This window comes from Pseudomonas sp. GW458-11-26-14-LB4, from assembly GCF_059423925.1.
Genome location: NZ_JBWKYU010000018.1, coordinates 46,245 through 59,483 on the forward strand (window position 1 = coordinate 46,245; position 13,239 = coordinate 59,483).

14 protein-coding genes are annotated in these 13,239 nt (G+C 61.7%); 2 read left to right on the top strand and 12 right to left on the bottom strand.

Going from position 1 to position 13,239, the window contains the following annotated elements:
• Window positions 1-44: 44 nt before the first annotated feature.
• From AC07XZ_RS21720 to AC07XZ_RS21770, 11 genes are all read right to left on the bottom strand, one after another.
• On the bottom strand, window positions 45-536 hold the full coding sequence (locus AC07XZ_RS21720; RefSeq protein WP_102687531.1) for a DUF2878 domain-containing protein: 492 nt from the start codon (window positions 534-536) through the stop codon (window positions 45-47).
• The gene (locus AC07XZ_RS21725) at window positions 529-1,800 is read right to left on the bottom strand and encodes an SAM-dependent methyltransferase (protein ID WP_102687532.1); all 1,272 of its coding nucleotides are present in this window, start codon (window positions 1,798-1,800) and stop codon (window positions 529-531) included. Before AC07XZ_RS21725 ends, AC07XZ_RS21720 begins: the two co-directional genes overlap by 8 nt.
• Window positions 1,787-2,602: a DUF1365 domain-containing protein gene (locus AC07XZ_RS21730; RefSeq protein WP_102687533.1), complete on the bottom strand. Its 816-nt coding sequence runs from the start codon at window positions 2,600-2,602 to the stop codon at window positions 1,787-1,789. The genes AC07XZ_RS21725 and AC07XZ_RS21730 overlap by 14 nt, the downstream gene beginning before the upstream one ends.
• On the bottom strand, window positions 2,599-3,846 hold the full coding sequence (locus tag AC07XZ_RS21735) for an NAD(P)/FAD-dependent oxidoreductase (RefSeq protein WP_102687534.1): 1,248 nt from the start codon (window positions 3,844-3,846) through the stop codon (window positions 2,599-2,601). The genes AC07XZ_RS21730 and AC07XZ_RS21735 overlap by 4 nt, the downstream gene beginning before the upstream one ends.
• On the bottom strand, window positions 3,843-4,625 hold the full coding sequence (locus AC07XZ_RS21740) for an SDR family NAD(P)-dependent oxidoreductase (RefSeq protein ID WP_102687535.1): 783 nt from the start codon (window positions 4,623-4,625) through the stop codon (window positions 3,843-3,845). Before AC07XZ_RS21740 ends, AC07XZ_RS21735 begins: the two co-directional genes overlap by 4 nt.
• Window positions 4,622-5,044 (bottom strand): nuclear transport factor 2 family protein, encoded by a 423-nt coding sequence (locus AC07XZ_RS21745; protein ID WP_102687536.1) that lies wholly within the window; start codon window positions 5,042-5,044, stop codon window positions 4,622-4,624. The genes AC07XZ_RS21740 and AC07XZ_RS21745 overlap by 4 nt, the downstream gene beginning before the upstream one ends.
• Window positions 5,037-6,482 carry a deoxyribodipyrimidine photo-lyase gene (gene phrB / locus AC07XZ_RS21750; RefSeq protein WP_102687537.1) on the bottom strand — a complete coding sequence of 482 codons (1,446 nt, stop codon included), beginning with the start codon at window positions 6,480-6,482 and terminating at the stop codon, window positions 5,037-5,039. Before phrB ends, AC07XZ_RS21745 begins: the two co-directional genes overlap by 8 nt.
• Window positions 6,483-6,502: 20 nt before the next feature.
• A complete protein-coding gene (locus tag AC07XZ_RS21755) occupies window positions 6,503-7,444 on the bottom strand; it encodes a MerR family transcriptional regulator (RefSeq protein ID WP_085745381.1) in 942 nt (313 codons plus the stop codon).
• On the bottom strand, window positions 7,444-8,406 hold the full coding sequence (locus tag AC07XZ_RS21760; protein WP_085745380.1) for a YbgA family protein: 963 nt from the start codon (window positions 8,404-8,406) through the stop codon (window positions 7,444-7,446). Before AC07XZ_RS21760 ends, AC07XZ_RS21755 begins: the two co-directional genes overlap by 1 nt.
• A gap of 112 nt (window positions 8,407-8,518) precedes the next feature.
• On the bottom strand, window positions 8,519-8,734 hold the full coding sequence (locus AC07XZ_RS21765) for a TIGR02450 family Trp-rich protein (protein ID WP_085745379.1): 216 nt from the start codon (window positions 8,732-8,734) through the stop codon (window positions 8,519-8,521).
• Window positions 8,731-9,717, bottom strand: coding sequence for an NAD(P)/FAD-dependent oxidoreductase (locus AC07XZ_RS21770; RefSeq protein WP_085745378.1), 987 nt, complete (start codon window positions 9,715-9,717; stop codon window positions 8,731-8,733). Before AC07XZ_RS21770 ends, AC07XZ_RS21765 begins: the two co-directional genes overlap by 4 nt.
• Window positions 9,718-9,914: 197 nt before the next feature.
• On the opposite strand from AC07XZ_RS21770, the gene AC07XZ_RS21775 reads away from it, so the two are divergent.
• Window positions 9,915-10,817, top strand: a complete 903-nt coding sequence (locus tag AC07XZ_RS21775; RefSeq protein ID WP_102687538.1) for a TIGR01777 family oxidoreductase — start codon at window positions 9,915-9,917, stop codon at window positions 10,815-10,817.
• 13 nt (window positions 10,818-10,830) lie between these two features.
• Entirely contained in the window at window positions 10,831-11,856 is a 1,026-nt protein-coding gene (hemH, locus tag AC07XZ_RS21780) for a ferrochelatase (protein ID WP_102687539.1), read from the top strand.
• Window positions 11,857-11,963: 107 nt separating this feature from the next.
• Here hemH and AC07XZ_RS21785 read toward each other — a convergent pair whose 3' ends face one another.
• Window positions 11,964-13,238 carry a uracil-xanthine permease family protein gene (locus tag AC07XZ_RS21785; RefSeq protein ID WP_007951684.1) on the bottom strand — a complete coding sequence of 425 codons (1,275 nt, stop codon included), beginning with the start codon at window positions 13,236-13,238 and terminating at the stop codon, window positions 11,964-11,966.
• Window position 13,239: the final 1 nt, after the last annotated feature.

The window sequence follows — 13,239 nt, forward strand, 5'->3', positions numbered from 1 at the left end:
TGTACGGCAGTGGCCGGTGAGCGTGTGAAAGGCCTGACAGGCGTTTAGCGCGCCAGCCGTCGGGACAATTGGTGCAGCAGCGGAAACAGCAACGCCCACAGCAGCGCGATGCCGATCAGAGTCGGTAACTCACCGAAAGGAAACTGCACGCCGGCGAGTCGTCCGCCGGCGCCATAGGACAGCGCGCCACCTGCCGCCCCCAGCAGGCTGGCCAGCCACCACGGACTCGCGCTCCATTGCAGGCAATGACGCAATGTCGTGGCAAATAACGCCCACAACAACATCAGCCACAGCGGAATCAGCGGTGACAGGTCCTTGAACTCGAAAACCCCGAAACCGCGCAACACGCTGTCCACCGCCGTGCCGATGATCACCACGCTGAGGATCAATCGGCCTTCCTGCGCCCAACTGCTGATCCAGCACAGATGAATCACCAGCACCGTCAGCGCCAGCAGCAACCACAAACTGTTACCACCGAGCACGCAGGCCAGCCAGCCGATCTGGAATAGCACCGCGTTGGCCAACCGTTCAAGCATCGAAACGGCCCAGCAAAGGCGCGGTCATTGCCGCCGGTTTCGCCAGCACCAGCTGTGCAGTGCCAATGGTGCGTTCGAGAAATCCGCCCTCGCAGTAACACAGGTAGAACTCCCACAGCCTCAGGAAGTAATCGTCATAGCCCAGTTCGGTCAGACGGCCGTGAGCATGGCGAAAGTTCTCGTGCCACAGACGCAGGGTGCGGGCGTAATGCAGGCCGAAGTCTTCCATGTGCAGCAGGTTCATGTCGGTGTCGCGGCCGACGATTTCGAGCATTTTCTGTACGCAGGGCAGGGCACCGCCGGGGAAAATGTAGCGCTGGATGAAGTCCACGCCACGGCGGGCCTGTTCGTAACGCTGTTCGCGGATGGTGATCGCTTGTAGCAGCATCAGGCCGTTGCTCTTGAGCAGCTGCGCGCATTGCTTGAAATAGGTCGGCAGGAAGCGGTGGCCGACCGCCTCGATCATTTCGATCGACACCAGTTTGTCGTACTGGCCGGTGAGATCACGGTAATCCTTGAGCAGCAGCGTCACCTGATCCTGCAAGCCGAGGCGTTCGATGCGGGCCGCGGTGAAGGCGAACTGCTCCTTCGACAGCGTCGTGGTGGTGACTTTGCAGCCGTAGTGCTGCGCTGCGTAAAGCGCCATGCTGCCCCAACCGGTGCCGATTTCCAGCAGATGGTCGCCGGGCTTGAGCGCGAGTTTCTGGCAGATCCGCTCCAGCTTGTTCAGTTGCGCCTGCTCCAGGCTGTCGTCAGGGCTGAGGAACTGCGCGGCCGAATACATCATGGTCGGGTCGAGAAACTGCTCGAACAGGTCATTGCCCAGATCGTAATGAGCGGCGATGTTTTTCTGCGAGCCCTTGCGCGTATTGCGGTTGAGCCAGTGCAGCCCGCGCACCAGCGGGCGACCGAGCCGGGCCAGGCCACCTTCCATCCCGTCGAGCACTTCAAGGTTGCTGACGAAGACCCGCACCACGGCCGTCAGGTCCGGCGAGCGCCAGTAGCCATGGATGAAAGCTTCACCCGCACCGATCGAACCATTGCCGGCGACCAGGCCCCAGACGGCCGGATCCAGAACTTGAATCTCGCCCACCAGGGCGCTGCCCGGCGTGCCGAAGACGTGGCGCTCGCCGTCCTCGATGACGATCAGTTGGCCCTGTTTGAGCTGCTCCAGCTGGCGCAGTACTCCCCGGCGCAGCAGCGAACCGCTCAGGCCATGGGGGCTGAGCAGGCTGGCTCTGGCCGAGACGCTAGTGGATTTCATGGTGGCGTTCCTCGGTCGGTACGGTGGCGGTTCGAAAACGGTCGTCGGCGCGCTGGTGGGCAAACACCGGGGTGCGCTTGAGCAACAGGCGCAACGCCTGCCAATAGATCGCCAGCGCGGTCTTGGCGGTCATCCAGGGAAAGCGCCACAGGTGCCGGTGCAAGTGGTGTCGATCAAGGGGTTCACGTCGCAGGTCGAGGGTGGCGTCGAACAGTTTTTGCTCGCCTTGCCAGTCGGCCATGTGCACACCCAGGACCTGCGCGGCAGGGCTGAAGCTCATGCGGTATTCCAGATCCGGCGGCAGGAACGGCGACACATGAAAGGCCTTGGCCACGGCAAAGTGCTGGTGAAAGTCCTGCAGATTGCTGGGCGCTCTGGCCGGCAACACGTAGTGAAAACGCTCGCGCCACGGGGTATTGCTGACTTCGCAGAGAATCGCCGCCAGTTGGCCGTCGGCCTCGTGGCAATAGAAAAAACTCACCGGGTTGAACGACAGGCCCCAGCTGCGTGGCTGGGTCAGCAGGCAGATCGAACCTTGCGGCGCATGGCCCAGGGCTTCGCCGACAAGCTGGCGCACCGCATCGCTCAGGCGCACGCCCCGGCCGGTGAAGGTTTTCAGGTAATCGGTTTCGCGGAATGAAAACGGTGCAAAGCGGCTGGCGCCTGCCAGTCGGGACAGGCCCAGCACCGCTTCCTGTTCAGCCAGATCCAGATACAGCATGCCGATCCGGTAACGGAATTGATGACGGCGCGGTGCGAATCGCCGATGGGCAATCCAGCCACTGTAGAGCGCGCTGTTCACAGACTTTCTCCAAAGGCTGCGGCCACGCGCAGGGCGCTGACCACGCCGTCCTCATGAAAACCGTTGGCCCAATAGGCGCCGCAGTAATGCGTGTGTTGCGCGCCGTCGATTTCAGCCCAGCGCTGCTGTGCCGTCACCGCCGCGAGGCTGAATTGCGGGTGGGCGTAGGTGAAGCGCGCCAGCACTTTGGACGGCGTGATGCCAGCGCTCTGGTTGAGGCTGACGCAGAACGTGGTGTCGCTCTGGATGCCTTGCAGAATGTTCATGTCGTAGGTCACGGCCGCCCGGGTATGACCGGCTCCGCCGAGGCGATAGTTCCAGCTGGCCCAGGCCCGTTTGCGTGTGGGCAGCAGGCGGGTATCGGTGTGCAGCACCACTTCGTTGTCGGCATAGGGCAGGGCGCCGAGGATTTCCCGTTCTTTATCGTCAGGATTTCCCAGCAGTCGCAGTGCCTGGTCGCTGTGGCAGGCCAGCACCACTTTGTCGAAACGTTCGATGCCGGCCGGGCTGTGGATAACCACGCCGTGCGCATCGCGATCGATCCGGCCCACCGGGCAGTTCAGGCGGATACGCTCCTTGAACGATGCGGTCAGCGGCGCGATGTAGGCACTGGAGCCGCCCTCGATGACCTGCCATTGCGGACGGTTGCTGACCGACAGCAATCCGTGATTCTCAAAAAACCGCACGAAGAACTGCAATGGAAAATTGAGCATCTCGGCCATCGGCATCGACCAGATCGCTGCGCCCATCGGCACGATGTAATGCAGGATGAAGCGCTCGCCGTAAGCGCCGGCCTTGAGGTAATCGTCGAGTGTGGTGTCCGCGGTGATCCGCTGTTCGACAAGGTCGCGCCGGGCTTCTTTATTGAAACGCAGGATATCGCGCAACATGCCCCAGAATCCGGGGGACAGCAGATTGCTGCGTTGGGCGAACAGGCTGTTGAGGTTGTTGCCGTTGTATTCCAGGCCTGTGTCCGGATCGTTGACCGAAAAACTCATCTCGGTGGGCTTGAAGGCCACGCCCAACTGGCCGAGCAAACGAATGAAGTTCGGATACGTCCAGTCGTTGAACACGATGAAGCCGGTGTCCACCGCATACTCGCGCCCGTCCACGGTGACCGGCACCGTGTGCGTATGACCGCCGACCCGGGCGTCGGCTTCGAACACGGTGATGTCATGTCGGCGAGCAAGCAGGTATGCGCAGGTCAATCCTGCGATGCCACTGCCGATAATGGCGATTTTCATGTTGCATCCTTGAGCGGCGGGTTGCTGCGCACCATGCGCTTGCCGATCGCCAGTTGTACCCGCGCGGGCATTTTCGACAGTGGCCACAGGGCCGCGATGAACAGCGCCGGGAAAGCGATCTCAAGCGGCCGGTCCTTCAGCTTGGCGAAGATATGCCGCGCGGCTTTATCCACAGGCCAACTGAGCGGCATCGGGAAGTCATTTTTGGCGGTCAGGGGCGTGTCGACGAAGCCTGGACTGATTACCGTGACTTCAATGCCTTCGGCCGCCAGGTCAATGCGCAGGGATTCGAACAGATAGCGCAGCCCGGCCTTCGACGCGCCATAGGCTTCGGCGCGGGGCAACGGCACATAGGTCACCGAGCTGGCCATCCCCACCAGATGCGGTGCCGTACCGTTGCGCAGCAACGGCAGGGCGGCTTCGATGCAATAGCTGCTGGCGAGCAGGTTGGTGCGTACTACGTGTTCGATGATCGACGCGTCGAATTGACGGGCGTCGACGTATTCGCAGGTGCCGGCGTTGAGGATCACCGAGTCCAGCGAGCCCCAGTCCGCTGCGATCTGTTCGCCGATTTCACGCACGGTCTGACTGTTGGTCAGATCGCCGGGCACCACCAGTACCTGTCCCGGATAACGTTGCGACAGCACTTTGAGCGGTGCGACCTGACGGGAACTCACCGCCAGATGTGCACCGGTCTTGAGGATTTCTTCTGCCAATGCTGCACCGATGCCACTGCTGGCACCGGTCAGCCAATATCGCCGTGGAGCTGTACGACTCATCCCAATCTCCTTTTCAGCCAGGCGATCACCCGGCCCAATACGGGTAAATGTTCATAAAGCAGCGCTCCGGCATCGAAGTAATCCCGGTGGCGGTAAACCTTGTCGCTCCAGAGCAGGTGCGAGCAGCCCGCGACGCGTATCAGTTGCCCACCGCTCAGACGCGGGTGGCGGTAGCTCATGACCCAACGCAGATAGCCTTCGCCGTCGCTGATCTGGTCGAAGCCGTGGAAATCGAAGCGCAGTTCGTTGACGTTGGCGTACAACTCACTGAAGTAAGCGCGCAGGTTCGTCAGCCCCTGCACTTCGTGTAGCGGGTCGGTGAAATGAATGTCCTCGCTGTACAGCTCGTCCAGGGTGCGCAAGTTGTCTTTGTTCAACTGTGCGAACCGCTGGGCGAAACTGCGCAGAAATTCACTCATCGCTCTCTCCTTGAGACGCGCGTGACGGCAGGTTCTTGAACGCTGTCAGCGCCCGTTCCCGTGATGCGCTCAGATTGACGATCGGCGCCGGATAGTCCGCCACGCCGAACAAACCGCCGGCACTGGCCGGGTTGTGGACTTCTTTCTTGTTCAGGCCGGCCAGTTCCGGAAGCCAGTGCTTGATGAACAAGCCTTCGCTGTCGAATTTTTCCGACTGACTGACCGGGTTGAAGATCCGGAAGTACGGCGCCGAATCGGTGCCGGTCGAGGCGCTCCACTGCCAGCCGCCGTTGTTGGCGGCCAGGTCGCCGTCGATCAGGTGGCGCATGAAGAAACGCTCGCCTTCGCGCCAGTCGATCAGCAGGTTCTTGGTCAGAAACATCGCCACCACCATTCGCAGGCGGTTGTGCATCCAGCCGGTTTCCAGCAATTGGCGCATGGCCGCGTCGATGATCGGCAAACCGGTGCGGGCTTCCTGCCAGGCGGCCAGATCCGCAGGCGCATCGCGCCAGGCCAGGGCCTCGGTTTCCGGGCGGAATGCGCGATGGCGTGAAACCCGTGGGTAACCGACGAGGATGTGTTTGTAGAACTCGCGCCACAGCAGTTCGTTGATCCAGGTGACAGCCCCGACCTTGCCGCTTTCGAATTCGCCCTGATTGCTTTGCAGGGCGGCGTGCAGGCATTGGCGCGGGGAGATCACGCCAGCGGCCAGACAAGCCGAGAGCTGGCTGGTGCCGGGTTTGGCCGGGAAGTCGCGTTCGCTCTTGTAGTAGTCGATCTGCGCATCGGCGAACGTGTCGAGGCGGCGTCGGGCCTCGGCTTCACCGGCGGGCCACAGGGCGCGCAGGGATTCGACCGGTGTCGGGAACCCTTCGATGGCTTCTGGTACGGGATCGCTGGCGATGTTCAGCGCTTGCTGTTTGCCCGGGGCCTGTTTCAGCGACGGCATCGAGCGGTGCAGGCGCTCGTAGCAGACCTTGCGGAACTGGCTGAACACCTGAAAGTAAGTGCCGGTTTTGGTCAGTACGCTGCCGGGTTTGAACAGCAATTGGTCGAGGTAGCTGTGGAAGGTGATGCCTTCGGCTTGCAACGCCTCGGCAACGGCCTCGTCGCGACGGCTTTCGTTGATGCCGTATTCCTCGTTGACGTGCACGGCCTCGATCTTCAGTTGTTGGCACAGTTCGAGCAGCACGGCGGGTGCCTGATCCCAGTGAGGCGCGGTGCGGATCAGGAGCGGGATGTTCAGGGCACCCAGGCTTTTGCTCAAATCGCGCAAATTGCGCAGCCAGAAATCGATCTTGCACGGCGCGTCGTCATGTTCCTGCCATTGCAGCGGGCTCAACAGGTACACAGCCACGGTCGGGCCACGCTCGGCGGCGGCCGCGAGGGCGGTGTTGTCGTGTTGGCGCAGGTCGCTGCGCAGCCAGATCAATTGCATGTCGGTCTCTGTCTGAATCATTAAATCAACCCACGCTGAATGAGTACCCGATGCGCCGAAAGAGGATCTTCGGCCAGGAGCAGATCAGCGAAGTCGGAAGTCTTTGCGGACAACTCGGCGTGGTGAATGCACACCGTGGGTCCGGCAATCAGTTTCGGGCAGCTGACGCCATTCAACAGTTTCGGTAGCTGCGCAAGGTTCAGGGCTTTGCTGGAATACAGCAGTACGCCACGGGCTTGCAGGGTATCGGTTGCCAGTGCCAGCTCTCCGGCCGGCAGCGGCCAGTCGAACACCTGCACCGGGCAATCGGCGCTGCTGATCAGCCAGGCGCAGAGCCAAAGGTGCGGCTCCAGCGGTAAATCCGAGTGATTGATCAGCAGCAGCGGCGCGGTGCGCAACTGACGGTTGTTATGGTAGATGCGTGCGCCGAATTTGCTGCGTAACCAGGCAAAAAAGAACACGCGCTCCATCTGCGCGCCGAACTGGCCCTGCCAGCGCTGTTCGAGATCGCTCAGCAGCGGCAGCAGCAATTGCTCGCAGAGTGTGCGTGGCGGATACAACGCCATCGCCTGGTTGATGCTGTCGTCGAGGCTGCGCTCGTTCAGGTGAGTGACCGCCAGCAAAGCAGCCTGGCGCAGCGGACGCCATTCGTCTTCCACCGGTTCGTTTAACGCCTGTGCCGTGTCGAGCAGCGGTTTGACCTGGCTGACCGCCACGCCGCGGTTGAGCCAGGTGAGGATGTTCTGGATGCGCTGCACATGCTCGGCGCTGTACAGGCGATGGCCCTTGGGTGTGCGCTGCGGGACGATCAGCCCATAGCGTCTTTCCCAGGCGCGCAGGGTCACGGCATTCACGCCGGTCTGGCGCGCGACTTCGCGGATCGGCAGCCAGCCTTCGTCGAGGGCTTTCTTGAAGTCGGCGCCGAGGTCTTCACGGGCGCTGGTGTCGGGTGAGTCGTTCATCAAATGGCGTTTCGCAGGCTGAGGTTTTCCGGATGCGGTTGCAGGTACACCTGCTGCGCGATGTAGGGATCCGGGTGGAGGCGAAAGTGATGCTTGAGCAGCGTCAGCGGCACCACCAGCGGCACGATGCCGTGCCGGTACTGGCCGATGATGTGTTGCACTTCCTGTTTGTCTTCGGGGGTGATGACCTGTTTCAGGTAGCCACTGATGTGCTGCAGGACATTACTGTGGGTGCGGCGGGTGGCGCATTTTTTCAGCGCCGCCATCAGTTCGCTGAAATAGCGCGGGCCGAGCTCGTCCGGCGCTGTCTGGCCCATGTTGCCCAGCAGATTGCCCAGCGTCTTGTATTGCACCGGGTTATGGGCCATCAGCAGGTATTTGTAGCGCGAGTGAAATTCGGTCAGTGCACGGCGGCTCAAGCCCTGCTCGAGCACCTGCTGCCATTCGCGGTAGGCGAGCACGCGGGTGATGAAGTTTTCCCGCAGCACCGGATCGTTCAGGCGCCCGGCTTCCTCCACCGGCAGATCCGGATGCTGCGCACAGAACGCCTCGGCGTAAATGCCACGCCCGCCACCATTCACCGGTGCACCGTTGGCGTGGTAGACCTTCACGCGCTCCAGACCGCAGGAGGGCGATTGCTGCATGAAGATGTAGCCGCAGATGTCACTGAGTTCCCCCGCCATTTTCTCGCCGTAAGCGGCCAGTGGCTGGGTGACGTTAATCGACGGATTGACGGTGCCGACCGCTTCAGGCTTGGCCGGGTCGCCCACAAGTCGAATCGGCTCGCGGGGAATTCCCAGACCGATCGCTACTTCAGGACAGACGGGAACGAATTCAAAATGCTCGGCCAGGGTGCGGCTGCACAGCCGCGATTCCTTGTGTCCGCCGTTGTAGCGGACCTCGGCGCCCATCAGGCAGGCGCTGATGGCGATTTTCGGTAGGGACGTCGATGAGTCGGACATGCAGCAACCTCGAATCTAAACCTGTACAGACAAACTGATCTGTACAACATGCCTTCAGCATAGATTCATGGGTGTACAAGTCAAATTGTTTGTATAAGTTTTTTTGAGGTTTTTAGCGCCAGCCCATTTTCCAGCGTGAGTCATCCTGCAGGACCTGCCAGTCGCATTGCTCGGTACGCCGGGTCAGCACCGCCTGCAATTCGATCGCCAGCACCGTACCTTCTTCGTCGCGGAACAGTTCGGTCACCAGAAAATGCTTTTCACGGTTTTGCGGGTGGGCTGCTGTCCATTTCGACAGCAGCAATTTGCGCGGATTGATACGGTTCACTGCAGGTGTTCGTGCAAGCGTCTTGCAGCCTCCTGACCACTGAGCCACGCCCCTTCGACCCGACCCGACAGGCACCAGTCGCCACAGGCGTACAGGCCCAGATCGGCATCGGCCAGGGTGCCCCATTCATGACTGCTGGCCGGCCGGGCATAGAGCCAGCGGTGGGCGAGGCTGAAGGTCGGGGCCGGCATGGCGCTGTGCAGCAATTCGGCGAAGGCGCCGTGCAATTGTTCGATCACCGCTTCCTTGGGCAAGTCGATGTGCTGCCGGCTCCAGGCACTGGTGGCGTGCAGGACCCAGGTGTCGCACGTGGTGTCGCGTCCCGGTTTGCTGCGGTTGCGGGCCAGCCAGTCGAGGGCGCTGTCCTGGACGAAGCAGCCTTCGATCGGCGTATCCAGCGGCGTGTCGAAGGCGAGGGCGACCGCCCAGGTCGGATCCATTTTTACCCCGGCGGCGGCACCGGCGAGTTTCGGCGCGGCGGCCAGCAGGGCGGTGGCCTGAGGCGCCGGCGTGGCGATCACGACGTGGCTGAACGGCCCGTGGGTGAAGCCTTCGGCGTCCTGCAGGTGCCAGTGTTCTTCGCCGCGATAGACCTCGGTGATCCGGCAGGCGAACTGCACTTCCAGTCCGTCTAGCAGGCCTCGGGTGATGGCGCTCATGCGTGGCGTGCCGACCCAGCGGGTCTGTTCGTCCGGTGACAGGTTCAATTGCCCGCCATGAAAGGTGTAGAGCTGCGGTGCCCATTCGGCGACCCAGCCTTTGCTTTGCCAGCGCTGGACTTCGGTCACGAAGCGTCGGTCACGGGCGGTGAAGTATTGCGCGCCCATGTCCAGCGAGCCGGCATCGCTGCGCTTGCTCGACATGCGCCCGCCGCTGCCTCGGCTTTTATCGAACAACTGAACGGTATGCCCGGCATCCGTCAGGGCCTGGGCGGCGGAGAGTCCGGCGATGCCGGTGCCAATGATTGCGATAGGTACAGTCATAGGGGCCTCGTTTACCTTTCTGTACAGACTACGCCGTGGATGAAACCTGTACAATTCTGTTTTTTGGTATAACTTCCAGCGTTCTGGTTCTGACAGCTTGGCCTATGGTTAAACAATAGAGTCTGCCCGATAGAAAAGATCCCTGTTTATAAAAATAGACTAGTGATCGGGGTAAAACGCCACGCGAGGTAGAAGTCATGCACATATTGCTGACCGGCGGTACTGGATTGATCGGACGTCAGCTTTGCCGGCACTGGTCCGGGCAGGGTCATCGCCTGACGGTCTGGAGTCGTCGTCCGGAAAAAGTCGCGAAAATCTGTGGCGACCAGGTGCGTGGTATTGCGCGTCTGGAAGAACTTGGCGACGAGCCGGTCGACGTGATCGTCAACCTCGCCGGCGCGCCGATTGCCGACCGGCCGTGGACCCATCGGCGAAAGGCATTGTTGTGGAGCAGCCGGATTACGCTGACCGAATCGTTACTGGCGTGGCTGGAACATCGCGGGCAGAAACCGTCGCTGCTGATCTCGGGTTCGGCCGTGGGTTGGTACGGTGACGGCGGCGAGCGCGAGTTGACCGAAGACTCGCCGCCGGTGATCGACGATTTCGCCAGCCAGTTGTGCATCGCCTGGGAGGAAACCGCGCAACGCGCCGAAGCGATGGATATTCGTGTGGTGCTGGTGCGCACCGGGCTGGTGCTGTCGGCCGAGGGCGGCTTTTTGTCGCGCCTGCTGCTGCCGTTCAAGCTCGGGCTGGGCGGGCCTTTGGGCAACGGTCGGCAGTGGATGCCGTGGATTCATATCGATGACCAAATCGCCCTGATTGATTTTCTTCTGCACCGCAATCAGGCGAGCGGTCCTTATAATGCGTGCGCGCCGAAACCTGTGCGCAATCGCGAATTCGCCAAGACGCTGGGCAGCGTGCTGCACCGCCCGGCGTTCATGCCGATGCCGGCCCTCGCGTTGAAGGTCGGGCTCGGCGAGATGTCATTGCTATTGCTGGGTGGCCAACGGGCCACGCCGAAACGCTTGCTGGAAGCGGGATTCACTTTCCGGTTCACGGATTTACGCGCGGCCCTGGACGATCTTTCCGGCCGCCTCTGAAATAGGACGTTGCATGACCGATCACGCCTTGCTTCTGGTCAACCTGGGGTCGCCGGCCTCCACTTCGGTGGCCGACGTGCGCAGCTACCTCAATCAATTCCTGATGGACCCGTACGTGATCGACCTGCCGTGGCCGGTGCGGCGTCTGCTGGTGTCGCTGATCCTGATCAAGCGCCCGGAGCAGTCGGCCCATGCCTACGCCTCGATCTGGTGGGACGAAGGTTCGCCGCTGGTGGTGCTCAGTCGCCGTCTGCAGCAGCAGATGAAGGCGCAGTGGACTCACGGCCCGGTTGAGCTGGCCATGCGTTACGGCGAGCCGTCGATTGAGACAAGTTTGATGAAGCTGGTCGCGGCGGGGCACAAACGCATCACCCTCGCGCCGCTTTATCCGCAGTTCGCCGACAGCACCACGACCACCGTGATTGAAGAAGCCAAGCGGGTGGTGCGTGAGAAGAAGCTCAATGTGCAGCTGTCGGTGTTGCAGCCATTCTACGATCAGCCGGAATACCTCGACGCGTTGGTGGCGAGCGCCAAGCCGCATTTGCAGCAGGATTACGATCACCTGTTGCTGAGCTTCCACGGTTTGCCGGAGCGGCATCTGACCAAGCTCGACCCGACCGGCAATCATTGCTTCAAAAATGAAGATTGCTGCAAGAACGCCTCGGCGGCCGTATTGGCGACCTGTTATCGCGCCCAATGCCTGCGCACAGCGGCGCTGTTCGCAGAACGCATGGGTTTGCCGGACGGTAAATGGTCGGTGTCGTTTCAGTCGCGGCTGGGCCGGGCGAAGTGGATCGAACCCTACACCGAAGCGCGGCTGGATGAACTGGCCAAAAGCGGCGTGAAGAAGATTCTGGTGATGTGCCCGGCGTTTGTCGCCGATTGCATCGAGACCCTGGAAGAGATCGGCGATCGCGGCAAGGAGCAGTTCCGCGAGGCGGGGGGCGAGGAGTTGGTGCTGGTGCCGTGCCTGAATGACGACCCGCAATGGGCGAAGGCGTTGGCAACGCTGTGTGAACGGGCGCCACTGGCCCTCTAAAAGTCAAAAGCTTCGCGAGCAAGCCCGCTCCCACATTTGATTGCATTTCAATGTGGGAGCGGGCTTGCTCGCGAAGGCTGACTGTCAGGCGATGAAGATCTAAAAGTTTAGATCAGCGGCTCATCCGCCTTCTTGTGTTTCCAGCTGTCGTTGCCCGGCAGGATCAGGTTCAGCGCAATCGCCACCACCGCGCACAGCGCGATGCCTTTGAGGCCGAAGTCGTCCGGGCCGGTGCCGGTGCCGACCAGCACACCGCCAATCCCGAACACCAGGGTCACCGACACGATCACCAGGTTGCGCGCCTCGCCCAGGTCGATCTTGTGACGGATCAGGGTGTTCATCCCCACCGCCGCGATCGAACCGAACAACAGGCACAGAATCCCGCCCATCACCGGCACCGGAATGCTTTGCAGCAGGGCGCCGAACTTGCCGATGAACGCCAGAGTGATGGCGAAGATCGCCGCCCAGGTCATGATTTTCGGGTTGTAGTTCTTGGTCAGCATCACCGCGCCGGTGACTTCCGCGTAGGTCGTGTTGGGTGGACCGCCGAACAGGCCGGCTGCGGTGGTCGCGATTCCGTCACCGAGCAGGGTGCGATGCAGGCCTGGTTTCTTCAGGTAGTCGCGACCGGTCACGCTGCCGACCGCAATCACGCCGCCGATGTGCTCGATCGCCGGGGCCAATGCTACCGGGACGATGAACAGGATCGCCTGCCAGTTGAACTCCGGCGCGGTGAAATGAGGAAGCGCAAACCATGGGGCCGCCGCAATCTTAGCGGTGTCGACGACACCGAAATAGAAGGACATGGCGAAACCCACCAGCACGCCGGAAATGATCGGCACCAGACGGAAGATGCCTTTGCCGAACACCGCCACGATCAACGTGGTCAGCAGCGCCGGCATCGAGATCATCATCGCGGTCTGGTAATGGATCAGCTCGGAACCGTCACCGGCCTTGCCCATCGCCATGTTTGCGGCAATCGGCGCCATGGCCAGGCCAATGGAGATGATCACCGGGCCAATTACGACTGGCGGCAGCAGACGGTCAATGAACCCGGTGCCTTTGATCTTCACGGCCAGGCCGAGGAAGGTGTAGACGAAACCGGCCGCCATCACGCCGCCCATGGTCGCGGCGAGGCCGAACTGGCCCTTGGCGAGAATGATCGGGGTGATGAAGGCGAAGCTCGACGCCAGGAACACCGGCACCTGACGCCCGGTGACGATCTGGAACAGAATTGTCCCAAGACCTGCGGTAAACAGTGCCACGTTCGGGTCCAGGCCCGTGATCAGTGGCATCAGCACCAGGGCGCCGAAAGCCACGAACAGCATCTGTGCGCCGGACAGCACCGTGCGCCAGAGCGGATCGTTGAACTCTTGCTGCATG

Bases quoted from the DNA above. Each gene is read 5' to 3' on its own strand.
- AC07XZ_RS21735 (WP_102687534.1), bottom strand. From the start codon at position 3,846: ATGAAAATCGCCATTATCGGCAGTGGCATCGCAGGATTGACCTGCGCA.
- AC07XZ_RS21760 (WP_085745380.1), bottom strand. From the start codon at position 8,406: ATGTCCGACTCATCGACGTCCCTACCGAAAATCGCCATCAGCGCCTGC.
- AC07XZ_RS21785 (WP_007951684.1), bottom strand. From the start codon at position 13,238: ATGCAGCAAGAGTTCAACGATCCGCTCTGGCGCACGGTGCTGTCCGGC.
- AC07XZ_RS21720 (WP_102687531.1), bottom strand. From the start codon at position 536: ATGCTTGAACGGTTGGCCAACGCGGTGCTATTCCAGATCGGCTGGCTG.
- hemH (WP_102687539.1), top strand. From the start codon at position 10,831: ATGACCGATCACGCCTTGCTTCTGGTCAACCTGGGGTCGCCGGCCTCC.
- AC07XZ_RS21740 (WP_102687535.1), bottom strand. From the start codon at position 4,625: ATGAGTCGTACAGCTCCACGGCGATATTGGCTGACCGGTGCCAGCAGT.
- AC07XZ_RS21770 (WP_085745378.1), bottom strand. From the start codon at position 9,717: ATGACTGTACCTATCGCAATCATTGGCACCGGCATCGCCGGACTCTCC.
- AC07XZ_RS21725 (WP_102687532.1), bottom strand. From the start codon at position 1,800: ATGAAATCCACTAGCGTCTCGGCCAGAGCCAGCCTGCTCAGCCCCCAT.
- AC07XZ_RS21755 (WP_085745381.1), bottom strand. From the start codon at position 7,444: ATGAACGACTCACCCGACACCAGCGCCCGTGAAGACCTCGGCGCCGAC.
- AC07XZ_RS21745 (WP_102687536.1), bottom strand. From the start codon at position 5,044: ATGAGTGAATTTCTGCGCAGTTTCGCCCAGCGGTTCGCACAGTTGAAC.
- phrB (WP_102687537.1), bottom strand. From the start codon at position 6,482: ATGCAATTGATCTGGCTGCGCAGCGACCTGCGCCAACACGACAACACC.
- AC07XZ_RS21775 (WP_102687538.1), top strand. From the start codon at position 9,915: ATGCACATATTGCTGACCGGCGGTACTGGATTGATCGGACGTCAGCTT.